This window comes from Nocardia yamanashiensis NBRC 100130, assembly GCF_001613325.1.
GTDB lineage: Bacteria > Actinomycetota > Actinomycetes > Mycobacteriales > Mycobacteriaceae > Nocardia > Nocardia yamanashiensis.
Genome location: NZ_BDCD01000003.1, coordinates 88,787 through 106,410 on the forward strand (window position 1 = coordinate 88,787; position 17,624 = coordinate 106,410).

The 17,624-nt window shown below is 68.0% G+C and carries 17 protein-coding genes and 1 pseudogene; 7 read left to right on the forward strand and 11 right to left on the reverse strand.

Going from position 1 to position 17,624, the window contains the following annotated elements:
- Positions 1–30: 30 nt before the first annotated feature.
- Genes NY1_RS03505 through NY1_RS03515 form a run of 3 tightly spaced genes read right to left on the reverse strand, consistent with a single transcriptional unit; the run spans position 31 to position 3,185 of the window.
- A complete protein-coding gene (locus NY1_RS03505; protein WP_067708163.1) occupies positions 31–903 on the reverse strand; it encodes an amidohydrolase family protein in 873 nt (290 codons plus the stop codon).
- Entirely contained in the window at positions 900–1,934 is a 1,035-nt protein-coding gene (locus NY1_RS03510) for a nucleoside hydrolase (RefSeq protein ID WP_067708166.1), read from the reverse strand. Before NY1_RS03510 ends, NY1_RS03505 begins: the two co-directional genes overlap by 4 nt.
- Before the next feature lie 39 nt (positions 1,935–1,973).
- Positions 1,974–3,185, reverse strand: coding sequence for an FAD-dependent monooxygenase (locus NY1_RS03515; RefSeq protein ID WP_067708169.1), 1,212 nt, complete (start codon positions 3,183–3,185; stop codon positions 1,974–1,976).
- Positions 3,186–3,290: 105 nt separating this feature from the next.
- On the opposite strand from NY1_RS03515, the gene NY1_RS03520 reads away from it, so the two are divergent.
- On the forward strand, positions 3,291–3,863 hold the full coding sequence (locus NY1_RS03520; protein WP_067708172.1) for a TetR/AcrR family transcriptional regulator: 573 nt from the start codon (positions 3,291–3,293) through the stop codon (positions 3,861–3,863).
- 1 nt (position 3,864) lies between these two features.
- Here the strand turns inward: NY1_RS03520 and NY1_RS03525 are convergent, their stop codons facing one another.
- Both NY1_RS03525 and NY1_RS03530 read right to left on the reverse strand, forming a co-directional pair.
- Positions 3,865–5,424 (reverse strand): MFS transporter, encoded by a 1,560-nt coding sequence (locus NY1_RS03525; RefSeq protein ID WP_084534617.1) that lies wholly within the window; start codon positions 5,422–5,424, stop codon positions 3,865–3,867.
- A gap of 166 nt (positions 5,425–5,590) precedes the next feature.
- Positions 5,591–6,955: a CoA transferase gene (locus tag NY1_RS03530; protein ID WP_067708174.1), complete on the reverse strand. Its 1,365-nt coding sequence runs from the start codon at positions 6,953–6,955 to the stop codon at positions 5,591–5,593.
- A 100-nt stretch (positions 6,956–7,055) separates the two neighbouring features.
- On the opposite strand from NY1_RS03530, the pseudogene NY1_RS03535 reads away from it, so the two are divergent.
- A pseudogene (locus NY1_RS03535) lies at positions 7,056–7,691 on the forward strand (thioesterase II family protein); the annotation flags it as partial.
- A 17-nt stretch (positions 7,692–7,708) separates the two neighbouring features.
- Here the strand turns inward: NY1_RS03535 and NY1_RS44405 are convergent.
- Positions 7,709–8,089 (reverse strand): DUF2784 domain-containing protein, encoded by a 381-nt coding sequence (locus tag NY1_RS44405; protein ID WP_157762019.1) that lies wholly within the window; start codon positions 8,087–8,089, stop codon positions 7,709–7,711.
- Positions 8,090–8,099: 10 nt separating this feature from the next.
- Entirely contained in the window at positions 8,100–8,450 is a 351-nt protein-coding gene (locus NY1_RS03540) for a hypothetical protein (protein WP_067708180.1), read from the reverse strand.
- A 142-nt stretch (positions 8,451–8,592) separates the two neighbouring features.
- Here NY1_RS03540 and NY1_RS03545 point away from each other — a divergent pair, with 142 nt between their 5' ends.
- Both NY1_RS03545 and NY1_RS03550 read left to right on the forward strand, forming a co-directional pair.
- A complete protein-coding gene (locus NY1_RS03545; protein WP_067708182.1) occupies positions 8,593–9,936 on the forward strand; it encodes a helix-turn-helix domain-containing protein in 1,344 nt (447 codons plus the stop codon).
- Complete coding sequence (locus NY1_RS03550; RefSeq protein ID WP_067708185.1) at positions 9,933–10,508, forward strand: GNAT family N-acetyltransferase; 576 nt, start codon at positions 9,933–9,935, stop codon at positions 10,506–10,508. Before NY1_RS03545 ends, NY1_RS03550 begins: the two co-directional genes overlap by 4 nt.
- Here NY1_RS03550 and NY1_RS03555 read toward each other — a convergent pair.
- From NY1_RS03555 to NY1_RS03570, 4 genes are all read right to left on the reverse strand, one after another.
- Positions 10,505–11,278 (reverse strand): O-methyltransferase, encoded by a 774-nt coding sequence (locus NY1_RS03555; protein WP_067708188.1) that lies wholly within the window; start codon positions 11,276–11,278, stop codon positions 10,505–10,507. The two genes, NY1_RS03550 and NY1_RS03555, sit on opposite strands and share 4 nt — an antisense overlap.
- 333 nt (positions 11,279–11,611) lie before the next feature.
- Positions 11,612–13,072, reverse strand: a complete 1,461-nt coding sequence (locus tag NY1_RS03560) for an SDR family NAD(P)-dependent oxidoreductase (protein WP_067708190.1) — start codon at positions 13,070–13,072, stop codon at positions 11,612–11,614.
- Positions 13,073–13,152: 80 nt separating this feature from the next.
- A complete protein-coding gene (locus NY1_RS03565; protein ID WP_067708193.1) occupies positions 13,153–14,685 on the reverse strand; it encodes a hypothetical protein in 1,533 nt (510 codons plus the stop codon).
- Positions 14,682–14,897 (reverse strand): hypothetical protein, encoded by a 216-nt coding sequence (locus NY1_RS03570; RefSeq protein ID WP_067708196.1) that lies wholly within the window; start codon positions 14,895–14,897, stop codon positions 14,682–14,684. The genes NY1_RS03565 and NY1_RS03570 overlap by 4 nt, the downstream gene beginning before the upstream one ends.
- A 158-nt stretch (positions 14,898–15,055) precedes the next feature.
- Here NY1_RS03570 and NY1_RS03575 point away from each other — a divergent pair, with 158 nt between their 5' ends.
- The 3 genes from NY1_RS03575 to NY1_RS03585 all read left to right on the forward strand — a co-directional run.
- Complete coding sequence (locus NY1_RS03575) at positions 15,056–15,751, forward strand: TetR/AcrR family transcriptional regulator (RefSeq protein ID WP_233434188.1); 696 nt, start codon at positions 15,056–15,058, stop codon at positions 15,749–15,751.
- An 88-nt stretch (positions 15,752–15,839) separates the two neighbouring features.
- On the forward strand, positions 15,840–16,985 hold the full coding sequence (locus NY1_RS03580; protein ID WP_067708199.1) for an acyl-CoA dehydrogenase family protein: 1,146 nt from the start codon (positions 15,840–15,842) through the stop codon (positions 16,983–16,985).
- The coding region (locus NY1_RS03585) for a TetR/AcrR family transcriptional regulator (RefSeq protein WP_067708202.1) at positions 16,969–17,624 on the forward strand (656 nt) is incomplete at its 3' end. The genes NY1_RS03580 and NY1_RS03585, both read left to right, overlap by 17 nt.

A 17,624-nucleotide genomic window follows, 5' to 3' on the forward strand; every position in this document is an offset into this window, starting at 1 on the left:
AATCAGACGACACCGGGGAGGTTCTGCGGGTTATCCGAGGCCGAATACGCGCGCGGCATTGTCGTGGCAGACCCGCCGCAGCCAGTCGTCGCCCAGGTTCAAGCGCTCGAGCGCGTGCAGGGCGTGACCGTAGGGGTAGGGGATGTTCGGGAAGTCGCTGCCGAACAGGATGCGGTCGCCGAAATCGCGCAGGCGCGGGTACTCCGATGCCGGGAAGGGGTCGGCCGCTTCGAAGAAGTCGGTGAAGTTCATGGTGGTATCGAGCAGGACCGCGTCGTGCTCGGCCGCGATATCGAGGAAGTCGGTGTACTCGGGCGCGCCCAGGTGGGCGATGATCAGCTGCAGGCGTGGAAAGCGCCGCAGCAGCGCGCGAATCGGCCCGGGACCGGTGAATTTCCCCGGGGTGGGCCCGGATCCGCAATGGATGACGACCGGTATGCCCGCGTCCTGGATCAGACCCCAGACCTCATCGAGCAGCCGATCGCCGGGATCGAACTGCCCGACCTGCACGTGCACCTTGAACACCCGCGTCCCGCCGTCCAGCGCCGCGCGCACGTACTCGCCCGCGCCCGGCTCGGGATAGAACGTCGCGGTGTGCAGGCAATCGGGGGTGCGGGCCGCGAAATCCGCCGTCCAGCCGTTGAGCCAGGCCGCCATATCCGGTTTGTGCGGATAGACCATCGAGGTGAAGGCGCGAACCCCGAACCCGCGCAACGTCTTCAGCCGCACCTGCTCCTCGTCGCGATACTCGATCGGCCACGCGCGCCCGATCAGCGGCCCCGCCGAATCGAAGTAGTCCCACACCTTGCGCATGACCGGGTCGGGCATGAAATGCGTATGGATATCGATGATTCCGGGCAGGCCGAGGCGCGTGCGCAGCCCGGCCACGTAGTCGTCGTTCACGCCTGCTCCTCCGGCGGGTACACCGCGCGCGCGAAATCGCCCACCCGGCTGATCAACCGGTCGAAGAACTCCTCCGGATCGGTTCCGATCACGATGTCCGCGTTGGGTTCCCGCTCCCACATGCCCGCCCAGTCCGCGACCGTGGTGGCCCGGGTGATGGTCCCCGCCAGCTCCACGTCCACGGTCGCCGGTCTGGTGCGCGCCAAGGCCGTATCCAAGGCGACCGCCGCCGCGAAAGGATCGTGCATATGCGCCAGATAGCCCTGGTCGTAGAGCTGATGGAAGTCGAAGTAGAACCGCACCGCATCGGTGAAATACCGGATGATCGGATTGCTCGCCGCCGAACGCACTTCCGGCCCATCGCTTTCCGACACCAGCTCCACCGGCGTGCTCCCGGCCCGCTCGGCCAGCAGCGCCACATGCTTGGGCCGCATCTCGATGGTTTCGGTGATGTCGAGCGCGCACACCAGCGGCCGCCGATCCGCGGGCGCCGCGCTGAACGCGTCGAACACCTCCTTGGCGGCCTCCGGATCCACGTGCACGTTCCACTCGTTGGTGGGGGTGGTGTTGCCGGGATGGTTGAAGGCCCCGCCCATGATCACCAGCCGGCGCAGCAGCCGGGGCAGTTCGGGTTCGATCCGCAGCGCCAGCGCCAGATTGGTGAGCGGCCCGGTGCACAGCCCGATGATCTCCCCGGGATGGGCCCGCACCAGCTCCACCCACATTTGCGCGGCCGAGCGCGAGGACAGTTCCCGTTGCGAGGGCGGCAGTTCCGCGTACCCCACGCCCTGCGGCCCGTGCGTGTCCTCGGTGGTTCGCAGCGGAATGGCCAGGGGTTCGGCCGCTCCGAGCGCCACTTCGATCGCCCCGGCCCGGCACACGTCCAGCCAGGCCAGATTGTTCGCGGCCACCCGGTCGGCGGCCACATTGCCCGCGGTGGCGGCGATTCCGACGATCTCGGCCTCGGGGGAGGCGAGCAGATAGAGCAGGGCCAGCGAGTCGTCGATGCCGGTGTCGACGTCCATGATCATCTTCTGCCGCACGTGTCGAGCCTAGCCGCCGCCGGGAACTCAGTAGGTGGGCAGCTCGTAGTCCTCGGTCTGGTCGAGCATCTTCATCATGACCGGGCGCATGATCCGGGTGGTCATGAGCTTGCCCATGGTCGTCGCGGCCTTGAGCCCCAGTTCGGAATTGGGCAGCATCATCTTGATGCCACCGCCCGGCAGCTCCTTGGCCTTGGCCAGGAACGGGGTCACGACCTGTTCGTAGCGGGTCAGCGCGGCCGCGAGATCGGCCGGGCGGGCAGCGATCTCACCGGCGAGCACATAGGCGCCGACCAGCGCCATGGCGGTGCCCATGCCGGTCATGGGGGAGCCGCAGAACCCGGCATCGCCCAGCAGCACCACGCGCCCGGCCGAGAGGGTCGGCATATCGATGCGCACCAGCTCGTCGAAGTAGAAGTCGGGCGTGGTGAGCATGCCGTCGAGGATCTCCGGCGCGATCCAGCCCGCGGTGGCCAGCATGTCCCGGATGAGCTGCCGTTGCGCGGCCACGTCCCGGCGCAGCGCCGGATCCTGTTCGGTCCGCAGCGTGATGATGGCCTTGGAGGTGGCCGGATCGGCATCGGCGCGCACCCCGACCGAGGCCTTCGGCACCGGGTGGATGGTCATCCAGCGCGGGTCGGTCCCGGCCGGGGTCGGGATGGTGTAGAAGGACATGTATCCGCCCAGGTAGGTGGCGAACTGCTCCTCCGGCCCGAAAGCCAGTCTGCGCGTACCGGAGTGGACGCCGTCCGCGGCGATCACCAGATCGAAGCGCTCGCGCGTGCCGGAGGCGAAGGTGACATCCACGCCGGTCGCGTCCTGGGCGAGGTCTTCGATCCACTCGCCGTAGCGGTAGTCGAGTTCACCGCCCGCCGCGGCGACCGCGGTCAGCAGCACCTGGTTCAGGTCCCCGCGCGAGATCTCGATATCGGAGACCGGGCCCTTGCCGCCGAACATGTCGGCGCCCATCCGGTAGATCTCCTTGCCCGCGCGGTCGACCAGGATCATGGCCTCCTCATCGAGCTGGTACTTGCGAATGCCGTCCATCAGGCCCATCTGCTCGGCCACCCGGCGGCTGGGTCCGCGCAGATCCACCGCCTGCCCGCCCGGCCGGGGCGCGTCGGCGCGCTCGACCACGGTGGTCGCGATACCGGCCCGCAGCAGTTGCAGCGCAACGGAATTCCCGGCGATGCCGCCGCCGGCGACGAGGATGCGGAGGTTGGTGGCGGTGGTGCTCATTGCTGACTCCCGGTGTAGTGGAGAACGTCTGTCTAAGACATATGTCTAACAGACTCTCGCACGGCTGTCTAGAACAAATGTCTAAGACGCTGGTAGGGTGGGGTTATGGGAAACCGAGAAGACCTCTTGATGGGAGCGCGCCGGGCGATTCTGGACCGCGGACTGGCCAAGGTCACCGCGCGTGATATCGCCAAGGAAGCCGGCGTCAGCCTCGCCGCCATCGGCTATCACTTCGGCTCCAAGGACAAGCTCGTCATGGAAGCCCTCACCGAAGGCGTCGGCACCGAGATCGGCGACGAGATCGATGCCGCCATCGCCGACGCGGGGGAGGGCCGGAGCCTCTGGGACGCGCTCGGCGCCACCTGGAACGGGCTCATCGACGTCATCGAGCGCAATCGCGAGGAACTGCAACTGAGCTTCGAGAACAGCGTGCAGATCTCCCGCAATCCCGAAGCCCAGCAGTACGTGGCCGATGCCACCGCCGGGGCGCTCTCCGACATCGCCCGGCAATTGCGCGCCGTGCACCCCGAGCTGTCCGCGAGCCAGTCGCAGGCGCTGGCGAAGCTGCTGTTCACGCTCTTCAGCGGTGCGACCATGCAGCGGCTGGGCGCACCGGCCGCGGATCATCTCGACGGGGACGATCTGGTCACCGCCCTGGAGGCATTCCGCGGCCGGTGAGTTACCCGGGCGGAATGTGCCGCAGCCGCGCCATGGCGATGAACGCCAGCAGCAGCGCCGCCCCCGCCGCGATGGCCGAGGTCAGATGCATGCCGCTGAGGAAGGCCTGTTTGGCCGCCTCGGCCACGGCGGAGCCCAGTTTGCCGGGCAGGGTATTGGCGACTTCCATTGCCGCGCCCAGGGTGTCGCGCGCGGCATGGGCGTCCGGATCGCGCAGCCCGTAGGGCAGGGTCTCGCCGAGATTGCTGCGGTAGATGGCGATGCTGATGCTGCCGAGGATCGAGATCCCCAGCGCGCCACCGAATTCCGCACCCGTTTCGGACAGCCCCGAGGCTGCGCCGGCCTGTTCCGGCGGCGCGGTGCCCACGATCAGCTCGGTGGTGATGCCGAAAACCGGTGCGAGACCGAAGGACACCAGCAGCGACGCCGCGATGACCAGGCCCACCCCGCCGCTCACGCTGATCCTGGTGAGCAGCAGCAGCCCCACCGAGGCCATCGCCATGCCCCCGCCGATCATGTACGCGGGCCGCACGATCTTGCCGATGCGCGGGCCCAGCTGGGAGCCGATCATGAACCCCAGACCCGCCGGGATGGTGCAGATTCCGGCGCGCAACGGCGACATGCCCAGCACCAGCTGGAAATACTGGCCGACGAACAGGAAATAGCCGAACGCAACGAAGATCGCGACCATATTGATGGTCAGCGCGGTGCGGAAGCTGGCCAGCCGGAACAGCCGCAGATCCAGCATGGGTTCGGTCGCGGTGAGCTGGCGGCGCACGAAGACGAAACCGATGAGCAGCCCGGCGGTCAGCGCGGACACCGCGGGCGCGCCCGGTCCGTCCTGCGCGGCCTTCTTCATACCGAACACCACCAGCAGGACGGCGCTGGTGCACAGCAGCGCGCTGACCAGATCCAGTTGCCCGGCCTGCGGATCGCGGAACTCGGGCAGCACCCGCGGGGCAAGCACGATGAGCAGCAACATGACCGGCACGGCGAGCAGGAAAACCGCTCCCCACCAGAAGTGTTCGAGCATGAACCCGCCCGCGAGCGGGCCGATCGAGCCGCCGACCGAATAGGACCCGACCCAGACGCCGACGGCCACCGAGCGCTGTTCGGCATCGCGGAACATGGTGAAGATCAGGGAGAGGGTGGAGGGGGCGAGCGTGGCGCCGGCGATGCCGAGCAGGGCGCGGCAGCCGATGAGCACGGGGGCGGAGGGGGCGAACGCGGCGATCACCGACACGATGGCGAAGGCGGCCGCGCCCACCATGAGTAGTCGTCTTCGCCCGATGCGGTCGCCGATGGTGCCCATGGTGAGCAGCAATCCGGCGACCAGGAATCCGTAAACGTCGATGATCCAGAGCAATTGGGAACTGGTGGGGCGGAGTTCGGCGCTGATCTGTGGGACGGCCAGGTGCAGGACGGTGAGATCCATCGAATACACCAGGCATGCCAGTGCGAGCACCGCCAATCCGGTCCACTCCCGGCGACCCACTGTGACCGTGCCGGTATCCGCCGCGGTTAGCAGGGGAGCAGGTGTGTCCACGATGACGACCTCCATACGCATGCCGGCAAGTGTGTCGGTATTAACGATGTCGGTTTCAGCATCTCATCTATTAACGGCACAAAAGCCCACTGTACGAGGGGAATTCAGATTTATCCGAGGTGTTCTTGCGGGTGTGCGTGCAGGTGATCGTGAAGCTTCGCGCACATTTGGTACCGACCGGTCAGGCTGTCCAAGCTGCCGGATTCGCACCGTATTTCGGCGCCGGAAACGGATAATCCGGATAGGCTGGCAAAGCCGGGCCCGCGGTGGTGATCCCGTCGTGAGTTACCGCGTAGCGAGCGTCCGGCAGGGCCGCCGGCGGATGCTCCGGAGTCCGGCCCGGCGCGGCGAGCAGCCAGGAGGCGGTGCGCGCCAAAGCGACTCGCACCTCCCGCCCGATGCCGTCGCGTCCACGAGCCACGAGCGCGTCGAGAACCCCGGCCGCCAGCAAATACCCACTGGCGTGATCGAGGGCCTGCGCCGGCAGCGCGCCGACCGAGGCCCCGCCCCGCGAATCACCCTGCGCGCCTTCGATGCGCGAGATCCCCGACGCGGCCTGCACGATGCTGTCGAACCCGCGCCGATCACCCCACGGACCGTGTTCGCCCCAGGCGCATACACGTCCGTATACAATTCCGGGATCAATTTGCCCGGCGTCTACTCCGGCTCGTAACAAAGCGCCCGGTCGGTAACCTGAGATGAGCACATCCGCATTCTCGAGCAGATCTCGAAATAACGGCCATTCGGTCCGAATATCAAGTAAGGTCGTCCTTTTCCCCTGGCAAGTATCCCGATATTGCCATTCGATCTCCGGCAGCCCCGGCGGATCGATTCGCACCACCTCCGCACCCAGCAGCGCCAGCGCCCGCGTCGCCACCGGCCCCGCGATCACCCGCGTCATATCCACCACCCGCACCCCGCGCAGGGGTTGCAATGAGGTTGGGGCGACAGCGGTTTCGGACGTGGACCCTTGACCCCGGTCGTCGCGCGGCTCGATCGCCACCAGCGGTCCGGCCGCTGCCGCGCGGCCCTGCGGGCTCGTCGCCCATTCGTGTTCGGTGCGAACCCGGACCGCGATCGCGCCGTGTTCGTGGGCGCAGTCTTCGATATCGGACGCGGACAGGGCCGCAACGTGTTTCGTGAAGTCCTCGCGCGAGATGCCGGCAGGCAGGCCCAGCGCGGCGAGGAGGCGGGTGCGGTGGTGCGGGTAGTTGGCGTGGGTGCGGATCCAGCCGTCGGCGGCGGTGAAGAAACCGGACAGGGGAGCGAAGACGTCGGGTGCGGCGCCGTGCGCGCGGAAGAGGCGTTCGCTCGCGAAGGCCGCGGCGATGCGGGCGGGGTCGGGCACGGCGTCGAGGGGGTCGAGTCCGGCCGCCACCCGAAACCGGTCGGTCGCCCTGCTGTATGCGGTCACCGACCCGCCGGCGAGGGCCCACACCGGTAGCGTCGCAGCCAGATTCGCGCCCGGATCGACAGCGGGCATACTCGAACCGTTGACCCCGATCCCGGACTCGTAGGCGTGGACCAGATCCGTGTATTCAGCCACGAGCCCGACATTAGTGCTCAGAGGAGGCTTATCCGTGGTGGCAAATCTCACCGGCACCGACTGGCTGCGCGAACTGCGTCCCGACCCCGCCCCGCACACCGTGCTGGTCGGATTCCCGCCCGGCGGCGGATCGGCCACCGCCTACCGCGCCCTGGCCCGGCGCTTCGGCTCCGGCACAGCGGTTTTCGCGGTGCAGTACCCGGGCCGGCAGGATCGGCTGGGGGAGCCGCTGCTGACCGAACTGACCGAACTCGCCGAGCGGGCCGCCCAGGACATGCTGAGCTGGCCGACGACGCCGCGCCTGGTCATCTTCGGGCACAGCATGGGCGCCACCGTCGCCTACGAGGCCGCGCGCCGGGTGGAAGCCGCGGGCCGCACCGTCGATCACCTGATCGTGTCCGGCCGCCCCGCACCCGATTTCGCCGAAACCGGACAATTACACCAAGGTCCGGACGCGGACCTGATCAGTCAACTGGAACTGCTCTCCAACGAACCGGCCTCGGTCGCCATCCTCCGCGAGGAACCCAGCCTCGCCGAACTGGTACTGCCCGCACTGCGCGCCGACTATCAAGCCGTCGAAACCTACCGCTACCTGCCGGGCGAACCCCTGGCCTGCCCGATCACCGCACTGGTCAGCTCCGAGGACCCCACCGTCACGCCCGACCAGGTCGCCGGGTGGCGCGCCTTCACCAGCGCCGACTTCGCCACCGAAACCTTCCCCGGCGGCCACTTCTACCTCGACCTGCCCGAAACTCAGCCCGCCGTGGCCGATTTCATCGCCCGCCGCCTGGCCGGCACCGCGAACCCGATCCAGGCCGCCAGCACCACCAGCGCCACCCCGACCCGCACCAACTCCAGCGCACTGCGCGGATAGAGCACCCCGGTGATGTAGTGATCGATGAACCCGCTGGGCGGCAATCCGGCCTGCCCGGCGCGGTGCCGCGCCCAATTCTCCAGATCGGTCAGCGGGCAGTCGAACCCGAACAGCACCGTACTGAAACCCCAGGCGAAGGCGGCCAGATGCAGCCAGATCGTGCGCCGCCAACGCCAGGCCAGGAATCCGCCCACCACCACGTACGCCACGAACAGGAAGTGCACGATCGCGGTGGCGTCGGCGAGCAGCCGGTACAGCATGCCCTCCAGCCTACGAGGACAGCCGCCGCCCGTCCCCGAGGTCGGGCAGATCCCCGGTGGCATACCGGGCGTAGGTGGTCTCCGGCTCCACCGTGATCACATCGGTTCTCGCCACCAGCTCACCGGGCACCAGTTCGCCATCGAAATGCCCGGGGCTGGGGACGATCACCGCCTCCACCCCCAGCCGGTCCACCACCACGCCCAGCCGGTACACCGGGTCCGCGGTACGCGGCCCGAACACGATGGTCTTGCGTAACTCGTATCCCAGCCGCGCAGCCAGGCTGCGGATCTGCGCCTCGTCCCACTGCTGCCGCTCACCGGACACATCCCGCCGCAGATAGCCGATCGCGCCTGGCCTCACCTTTCACCCCTTGCCCCGTTGTTTGCTCGTTCCGGCATGCCATGAGCGTGGCCGAAATCGTCTCCCCGTCCCAGCCACGGAACCACAACGGAGGTAATACGCTTCCGATACGCACGGTTGCACCCCCAGGGCGGAAGTGGCGATGATCGTCAGCAGATGGACCGGTACGGAAGTCCGAGCATTGCGCACGGCCGCCCTACGGCTGACGCAAGAGGAGTTCGCCGATGTCGCCGGGTACGTCCCGGCCACCATCCGGAAATGGGAACGGGCGACCACCCACCGCCCGATCGTCGGCAAGTCGGCACAAGTGTTGGACACCATCCTCACCCGGCTCGAAACCCCGCAATTGGAACGTTTCACGTCGGCGCTCACCCCGCCGGACGGACGGCAACCCCAGGCGCAGCCAGCCACCACCCACGGGCACGCCGCGTTCGACGACGGATCACACACCGCGTTCGGTCTCTATTCCTGGGAGGTCGGTGACGCCGTGAAGAGGCGAGAATTCGGAAAGCTGGCGGCGGTCGGCGCGACGGCGGCCTTTCTCGGTACCGGCGGCGAGCACGTCGGCATGAGCGATGTGCGGCGGCTGTTGCAGGGCGTGGCCGCCCTCGAACAGGAGGACCAGCGCATCGGCGGCGGCGCGCTGGTGGACTTCGCGGTGGAGCAGCTCGCGAAAGCCAAACACCGCCTGGACATCTGCGCCTACGACACCCCCACGGGGAACGCCTTCACCAGCGCGGTCGGCGAACTGGCGGTCCAAACCGGTTGGCTGGCCTACGATTCCGCGCGACATCCGCTGGCCCGGCGTTGCTACGCGGATGCTCTCGCACTGGGCACCGAGGCCGACGACCGCGATCTCATCGCTCACGCCTGCCTGAGCGCCGCCACCCAGCTGATCTCCCTGTCCCGCATCGGATCCGGCAGCCCCTATCACGCGCTCAAACTGATCGACCGGTCCCGGGACCTGATGCGCGGCCGCCCGCCCGGCCGCATCCACGCCCTGGTCGCGGTGCGCGATGCCCAGGCGTACGCCATGCTCGCCGACCGGCCCGCCTTCGAACGCGCCATCGCCACCGCCTGGCGCGAACTCGACTACGCCACCACCTACGAGGCGCTCGCCGACTGCCCGCAATGGCTGCGCTTCGTCACCCGCCTGGAGATCGTCGGCCACGAGGCTCGCGGTTGGGCCGACCTGGGCGAATTCGACCGCTCCGTAGCGCTTTTCGAAGGCGCGACCGGCGGTGACGGCGGCGCCCGCAACGACGCCAATCTGCGCGCCTGGTCGGCCGCCACCCGGGCCCGCATGGGCGATCTGCACGGCGCGCTCGGCGAAGCGCTGCCCGTGGTGGTGGACTTGGCCGAGGTCTCCTCCGCCCGCACGCTGCGGGTGCTGGAACCGGTCCGGGTGGCCACCACCCACCTGGCGGTCGCCGACGACTTCGGCCGCCAGTTCGATCTCCTGTCTCGGAAAGCCATCACCGCATGACCCTCCCGCTCCCCGGTCTCGAATTCCAGCACTTCACCGCCTCGCAGGCGCGCCGGCATCGAGACCTCGTGGAAGACGTGTTCCGCCGCTCCTACGTCGAGGCCATCGAATCCGGTGACCCGTTCGAATCCCCGGACGCGTTCATGGAACGCTTCGACGCCTACACCGCCCCGTCCCGATCGACCGGTTTCGTGCTGGTGCTGGCGCATGTCGACGGCAAACCGGCGGGCCAGACCTGGGGCTGGCCACTGGTTCCCGGGTCCGCGTGGTGGCAGCACCTGGTTCTGGACGAGGGGGACTTCGCCGAATTCACCGCCGAGACCGGACGGCGCACCTTCGCGCTGTCGGAGATCATGGTCTGCGCCGAGTACGCCGGGCGCGGGCTGGCGCGCCGGCTGCACGACGAAATACTCGGCAGCCGAACCGAATCGCGCGCCACGCTGCTGGTCGACCCGGCCAACGAGCGCGCCTACGGCCGCTATCTGAGCTGGGGCTGGCACCGGGTGGGCACCCTGCGTCCGTCCTGGGACGACGCCCCGGAATTCGACGTGCTGCTGCGGGACCTAGCTTAGCCCTGATACACCGATTCGAGCACCAGATCCCGTAGCAGGGACTGATATTCGACGTGCGTGCGATGCTCGGTGGTCTGCCAGGTGCGGCCCTGCTCCTGCTGCATGTAGCGGCGATAGCCGGGAGCGCCCGGAACGCCGACATTGTCGGCCAGCACCACACTGCCCGGATGGAACCAGCCGGTGCCGATCAGCGTCTCGAGGTCGGGGAGATAGGCGTCCTTGTCGTGGTCGATGAAGACGAAATCCAAAGTGCCGGGCCCGAACCCGTGATCGGCGAGCCGGGCCAGGGTCTTGCCGTCGTCACCGATGCTGCCGTCCACCACGCTCACCCGGTCGGCCAGGCCCGCGTGCGCGATGACGGCGCGGGCGATCTCGGCATTGGCCGGATTGAACTCGACCGAGACCAGCAGATCGTCGGGGGAGAGGGCGCGGCCGGTGCGGACCGCGCTGTAGCCGCAGTACGCGCCGAGTTCGAGCAGCAGGCGGGGCTTGGCGCGCTCGAGCGCGGCATCGAGGATGAGGCCCTTCTCGTCGCCGACGTTCACCAGCATGCGGTGGTCGCGGGCGTAGGCGTCGAAGGCGGCGAGCACGCTGTCGGGGTCGCCGGCGGTCGAGTGCGCCAGTACGTAGTTGCGGGCCGCGGCCTCCCGGCCGTCGCCCACCTGGCCCGTGCGCACGAAAGTCGGTGCGCCGAGCACGAATCGAATCCAGGACCATCGCAGGAACGGGACCCGGTCGCGCAGGACCGAGCCAATGCCTTTGCCGCGCATAGTGATCGATTATCGCCGACCCAGGTGGGGTGGGGGAGGGGATTGGTGGATAGAGGCATCTCCACATGCGGATATGCGCAGTTTGGGATGTATGTCCGGGTGTGGCGAGAGTGCAACGCACCGCCGTTAAGGCATGGAACCGATGTGGTTTCGCGAGGTCATAGGGGGTGACGTCTATAAAAGAGCCCCTAGCGCTGGGTAGTCATCTAACATATCAATACGGAAATATGCGCATCTATGCATAAAAAGACACCTCAGCAGTCATCACCACACCGCTAAATCACGTTCAAAGAACCAGCAAAAGAGGAGAGGGGGCCGCCGCCCCCTCCGGACTCACCAGTTGGACGGTTCGTAGTCCTTGAGGAACACCCCGTGCAGATCGTCGCCGTCTTCACCGCGCACGATCGGGTCGTACACCCGCGCCGCACCGTCGACCAGGTCGAGGGGAGCGTGGAACCCTTCCTCGGCGAGGCGGATCTTGGTGTAGTGCGGCCGCTCGTCGGTGATCCATCCGGTGTCGACGGCGGTCATGAGAATCCGGTCGGTCTCGAACATTTCGCGCGCGCTGGTGCGGGTGAGCATGTTCAGCGCGGCCTTGGCCATATTGGTGTGTGGATGGCCCGGCCCCTTGTAGCCGCGGGCGAAGACGCCTTCCATCGCGGACACATTGACCACGTACTTGCGCTTGGCCGCGGCCGAGGCCATGGAGGCGCGCAGGCGTGAGATGAGGATGAACGGCGCGACCGAGTTGCACAGCTGCACTTCGAGCAGTTCGGTGGCGTCGACTTCGCCGACGCCCTGCACCCAGCTGTTGGTGTGCGCGAGGTCGGGTACGAGTCCGCCCGCGTCGATGGCGACGCCGGCCGAAATGCGTTCGGGCGTGGCCGATCCGGCGACCAGCGCGAGGTCGGTGATGTCCTCGGCGGTGAGCGACGGGGTCAGCGACGCGGTGAGCGCGGTCGGGTGCGCTTGCATGGTCTTGCCGAAGGTGACGACGTCGGGCAGGGCGCCGGCGGGCAGCGGTCCGTTCTCGGCTTCGACGAGGGCGCTGTAGGCGCCGGCGCTGCGGCGCACGGTCTGCGCGGCATTGTTGATCAGGATGTCCAGGGGCCCTTGTGTGGCAACGTCATCGGCGAGGGCGACGACCTGGGCGGGATCGCGCAGGTCGATGCCGACGATGCGGAGCCGGTGCAGCCAGTCGGCGCTGTCGGGCTGGGCGGCGAAGCGGCGGATGGCGTCGTTGGGGAAGCGGGTGGTGATGGTGAGGTGCGCCCCGTCGCGCAGGAGTCGCAGCGCGATGTACATGCCGATCTTGGCGCGGCCGCCGGTGAGCAGGGCGCGGCGGCCGGTGAGGTCGGTGCGGGCGTCGCGTTTGGCGTGGCTGCGGGCGGCGCAGTCGGGGCAGAGCTGGTGGTAGAAGGCGTCGACGCGGGTGTAGCGCTGTTTGCAGATGTAGCAGGGGCGCGGGCGGATGAGGGTGCCGGCGCTGCCGTCGGCGGTGGTGGAGCTGATGGGGATGCCGGCGGTCTCGTCGTCGATGCGGTTGGGCGATCCGGTGGCCGTCGCGGCGACGACGGCCCGGTCGGCGGCGGCGACGGCTTCCCGTGATTCGATGCGCTTGTTGCGCTTGAGCTTCTTGAACATGTGCCCGACGGCGCGCTGCACGGTGACGGAGTCCGGATGCTTGGCGTCGAGTTGTCCCGCTTGTTCCAGTACGCGCAGGCAGGTGGCCAGCTCGTCGGGGTCGATGGCCGGTGCGTCGGTCGGGTTTACCGGGGTGGTGTGCTCGGCCATCGGGAGGTGCGCTGATCCTTCGTGTGCTGGGTGGGGGACGGTCCATTCTCTCATCGGCCGCGGTGTGATCCGGCCGGGGGTTATTCGGCGTCGGCGGCGATGGGTTCGAGTTGTGCGGCGTCGTGGTCGCGGCCGAGTTCGCGGGCGCGTTCGGCGAGCAGGCGCAGCAGGGCGGCCGGGATTTCGTCGCGGACCTGAATGAGGGCCTGCCACACCACGTCCGGGGTGTCGGGGGTGAGCGCGGTGAGGAATTCCTCGAGTTCGTCCATGCCGTCGATGAGGTCGAGGACGCGGGCGCGGCCGGCGGGTTCCTGGGCGAGGGCGATGTCGACGAGGGTGTGGATGTTGTCGCTGCGGGAGGCGGTGAGGACGGCGGCGAGGAGTTGTTCGCGGGTGAGGTCGCCGATGGCGGTCGCGAGGGTGGTTTTGGCGCTCTCGGGCAGGGCGTCGACGAGTGGCAGTGCCTGTGACCAGAGTTCGTGTTCGGCGGTGGCGGTAATGACGGCGCGCAGTACCGCGGTGTCCTGCATGACGGGCAGTGCGGCCATGCGGCGGCGGTTGTCGTCGGTGAGGGCGAGGGCGATGGGGATGAGGGCGTCCCAGAGTCCGGCGGTGTCGGCGTCGCGGATGAGTTCGCCGAGGCGCTGGTCGTCTTGGTCGCCGACGCGGGTGGCGATGAATTCGAGGGCGGGCGGGGGCAGGTGGGCGGCGAGGGGGAGCAGGTCGGTCCATTGGCCGCCGTCGAGGGCGCTGTCCATGATGGCGGCGAGGACGGGTTCGGTGTGGACGGCGGGGGTTTCGGCGAACAGGCGCAGGCTGTCGGGGCTCATGGCGCCGGTGATGGGGAGCAGGGTGCTCCAGGCGTCGAGTTGGTGGACGGCGGTGATGAGGGCGTCGAGGACGTCGGTGCCGAGTCCGGCGGTGATGTCGCCGATCCAGGCGCGGTTGTGGGGTGCGATGGAGTCGAGCAGGTCGATGCCTTCGGCCCACATGTGCTGGGTGTGGGCGGCGCGGATGACGCCGGGGACGCGGTCGGCGACGATGTGCAGGACGTTGTCGATGGCGGTTTTGTCTTCGAGCAGGAAGCCGATGCGCAGTAGGTCGGTGTCGCTCATGATGGGTGCGGCGGCGCGCAGGGCGGGTTCGGGGACGACGTGGACGAAGCGGCCCATGGTGATGTGGTCGCCGCGGTGGAGGAGGTCGCGGGCGACGTCGGCGACCATTTTGGCGGGGACGGCGGCGATGATGTCGGCGGTGCGGCGGGGGTCGAGCAGGACCGCGCATTCGGCGAGGAAGGGTGTGGGCAGGTTCTTGGCGATGTCGATGGCGCGCTGGGGTTCGACGGCGCTGGCGACGGCGGCGCACAGGACGGGTCCGAAGGCGCGTTCGGCCATTTTGGCGCTGATGCCGACGGGGACGAGTTTGCTGGCGGCGGCGATGCCTTTGAGTCGCTTGGCGTCTCGGTCGAAGAGCAGGTCGGTGGCGCGTTCGCGGAATTGGCGGATGGCGGTGGGTGGCAGGTCGACGAGGAAGTCGAGTTCGGTGGGGTCGGTGATGCCGAGCAGGCGCGCGAGTTTGGTGGTTTCGGCGACGGCGACGAGGTGTTCGCTCATAGTCCCAGGGCTTTCTTGACGGCGGGGCGCATGAGGCGCGGGACGATGTCGAGGGAGTTGGCGATGGCGGTGTCGAGGGTTTTGCCGCGGTGCTGGAGTGCGGTGGTGAGGAGGCGGTCGAGTTCGGTGTGGTCGGTGTCGGTGAGTTGGTCGAAGGCCTCGGGGAGTGGTGCTCGCAGTGTGGTGGCGAGTTGTCGCGCGGCGTGTGTCATGGGTGTCTTTCCGGTCGTTGCTGCGGCGGTTTCGTGCCGGTGTGACCCCTGCGCACACCGGTGCGTACCGCCGGTACGGTTACCGATACTGGCAGTACGCCGGTCGGGACGCAAGCCGGTGTGCGGTGGCGTACCGGCGGTACATGTACACTCGGCGGGTGGCTCGTATCAGTGCCGGATCCGCGCGGCCGGTTTCCCGTGACGACATCGTGGACGCGGCGATCCGGGTGATCGACCGGGATGGTCCGCGCCCGAGCATGGACGACATCGCTCGCGAGGCGGGGATCACCAAGCCGCGGTTGTACCGGCAGTTCGCGGACAAGGGTGATCTGTTCACCGAGATCGCCGATCGCATGTCGCGGCAGGCGTTTTCGGCGGCGGGCAGCGATATGACGCTGATGCTGCAGCCGCCGCGTGCGGCCCTGCACAAGGTGTTCACCCTGTATGCGCAGGGAATTCTGGAGCATCCCAATGTTTTCCGGTATCTGGGTCAGGCGCCGGTGTTGCAGCAGTCGGGTTCGGGTGTGCTGCAACTGGATCTGGGGCGGGCGGCGGCACGGCGGTTGACGAAGATGGCGCATCAGGTCGCCGAGGCGGTGCCGCTGGATACCGCGGGTTTGGACTATCTGTCGCGGGCGTTGATCGGTGCGGTGGTGGCGATCACCGATCTGTGGCTGACCGATTCCGATACGCCCACGCCGGAGCAGACTTCCGAGTTCGTGGACCGCGCGACCGAGCTGGTGTGGGGGCTGATCGATGGGTATCTGCGCCGTCAGGGCATCGAGGCGGATCCGGACACGCCGATCTTCACCACGCTCGCCGAGGTTAATCAGTCCCGGGCGGCCGGTAATTGACACTCTGTTGACACTTCGCCAATAGCGCTGCATCCTTGGTCTCGACACGGCGATGTGTCGCACGCTGGAACGAGCGAAGGAACTTTCGATGGCACGCCCCGCCTGGAGCGACGACGAGGTCGAAGCGGTACGTGGTCTGGCGACCACTTTCTTCGAGAAGGAGGTGGTGCCGCACGAAGAGCGCTTCGTCGAACAGGGCCACCCCGACCGCGCCCTCTACAACCGAGCCGGTGAACTCGGCCTGCTGTGCGCGGCCATTCCGGCCGAATACGGTGGCGGCGGCGGCACTTTCGCGCACGAGGCCGCGATCATCGAGGCCCAGACCCACGCCGGGGACGGTGCGCTGGGCATGTCGGTGCACTCCTCGATCATCGCGCCCTATATCCACCAGTTCGGTTCCGAGGAGCTCAAGCAGCGGGTGCTGCCCAAGGCCGCCTCGGGCGAGATCGTGCTCTCCATCGGCATGACCGAACCCGGTACCGGCTCGGATCTGCAGTCCATCAAGACCCGTGCGGTGCGTGAGGGCGACGAGTACGTCATCACCGGTTCGAAGATCTTCATCTCCAACGGCTGGCTGTGCGACGGCATCATCATCGCCGCCAAGACCGACACCTCGCAGGGTGCGGCCGGTATCTCGCTGATCTACGCCGACGTCTCCGACGCCACGCCCGGTTTCAAGCGCGGCCGCATCCTGTCGAAGATCGGCGGCAAGGGCCAGGACACCGCCGAGTTGTTCTTCGACGGCCTGCGGGTGCCGGTGTCGAACCTGCTGGGGGAGGCCGAAGGTCAGGGCTTCTATCAGATGATGGCGATGCTGGCCCAGGAGCGGCTGGTCACCGGCATTCTCGCGGTGTCGATGACCGAGCGCGCGGTGGAGCTGACCATCGATTACACCAAGGGCCGTGAGGCTTTCGGCAAACCGCTGTTCGCCATGCAGAACACCCGGTTCGAGCTGGCCGAGTGCGCCACCATCGCCAAGGTGAGCCGCGTGTTCCTCGACGATTGCATTTCCAAGCACCTGCGCGGGGAGCTCGATATCCCCACCGCCGCCATGTCGAAGTACTGGTTGACCGATCAACTCGGTAATGTGGTGGATCGCTGCCTGCAGTTCTTCGGCGGCTACGGATACATGACCGAGTATCCGATTGCCCAGCTGTACACCGGCGCCCGGGTTCTGCGGATCCTCGCGGGCGCCAACGAGGTGATGAAGGACCTCATTGCCCGCTCACTCTGACGTCGCATCGCCGGTCCCGTCCGGCAGCGACCACGACACCGACGCGCCGTCGCGGCGGCGCCGGCTCGAACCCGACGAACGTCGGGCGCAGATCCTATCCTGCGCCATCGACATGTTCGGCGAACGGCCGTACGCGGCGGTCTCCACCGCCGAACTGGCCGCTCGCGCCGGCGTGGCCCGGGGCTTGATCAACCACTATTTCGGCAACAAACGCGACCTGTACCTGGCCGTCGTCCGCCGCATGGTGACCCTGCCCCGCCCCGAAAAAATGGCCGTGCCCGCGGGCAGCACCCGCGAACGCGTGGAGGCCAGCGTCTCCTGGCTGCTGGACACCATCGGCGAACACGGCAGCACCTGGGTGAAGGTCACCGGTCACGAAGGCGTCGGCGACGATCCGGAGGTGCAGCGCATCCTCGACGAAGCCGACTACGCCGCCGCCGACCGCATGGTCCAGATGATGGGCCTGTCCGACTCCCTGCACAGCGCCGAACTCCGAGCCCTGGTCCGCTGCTACGGCGGCCTGGTCAAAGCCGCCGGCCGCGAATGGATAGTCCGCGGCAGCCTCACCCGCGAACACGTCCACGCCCTGTTGGCCGATTCCCTGGAAACCCTGGTCGCCCAAACCTTCCCGAAGGTCGA

What these genes read in the sequence shown, in the direction of transcription:
- NY1_RS03510 (WP_067708166.1), bottom strand. Translation starts at nt 1,934, where the DNA reads ATGATCATGGACGTCGACACCGGCATCGACGACTCGCTGGCCCTGCTC.
- NY1_RS03515 (WP_067708169.1), bottom strand. Translation starts at nt 3,185, where the DNA reads ATGAGCACCACCGCCACCAACCTCCGCATCCTCGTCGCCGGCGGCGGC.
- NY1_RS03520 (WP_067708172.1), top strand. Translation starts at nt 3,291, where the DNA reads ATGGGAAACCGAGAAGACCTCTTGATGGGAGCGCGCCGGGCGATTCTG.
- NY1_RS03525 (WP_084534617.1), bottom strand. Translation starts at nt 5,424, where the DNA reads ATGGAGGTCGTCATCGTGGACACACCTGCTCCCCTGCTAACCGCGGCG.
- NY1_RS44405 (WP_157762019.1), bottom strand. Translation starts at nt 8,089, where the DNA reads ATGCTGTACCGGCTGCTCGCCGACGCCACCGCGATCGTGCACTTCCTG.
- NY1_RS03545 (WP_067708182.1), top strand. Translation starts at nt 8,593, where the DNA reads ATGATCGTCAGCAGATGGACCGGTACGGAAGTCCGAGCATTGCGCACG.
- NY1_RS03550 (WP_067708185.1), top strand. Translation starts at nt 9,933, where the DNA reads ATGACCCTCCCGCTCCCCGGTCTCGAATTCCAGCACTTCACCGCCTCG.
- NY1_RS03555 (WP_067708188.1), bottom strand. Translation starts at nt 11,278, where the DNA reads ATGCGCGGCAAAGGCATTGGCTCGGTCCTGCGCGACCGGGTCCCGTTC.
- NY1_RS03560 (WP_067708190.1), bottom strand. Translation starts at nt 13,072, where the DNA reads ATGGCCGAGCACACCACCCCGGTAAACCCGACCGACGCACCGGCCATC.
- NY1_RS03565 (WP_067708193.1), bottom strand. Translation starts at nt 14,685, where the DNA reads ATGAGCGAACACCTCGTCGCCGTCGCCGAAACCACCAAACTCGCGCGC.
- NY1_RS03570 (WP_067708196.1), bottom strand. Translation starts at nt 14,897, where the DNA reads ATGACACACGCCGCGCGACAACTCGCCACCACACTGCGAGCACCACTC.
- NY1_RS03580 (WP_067708199.1), top strand. Translation starts at nt 15,840, where the DNA reads ATGGCACGCCCCGCCTGGAGCGACGACGAGGTCGAAGCGGTACGTGGT.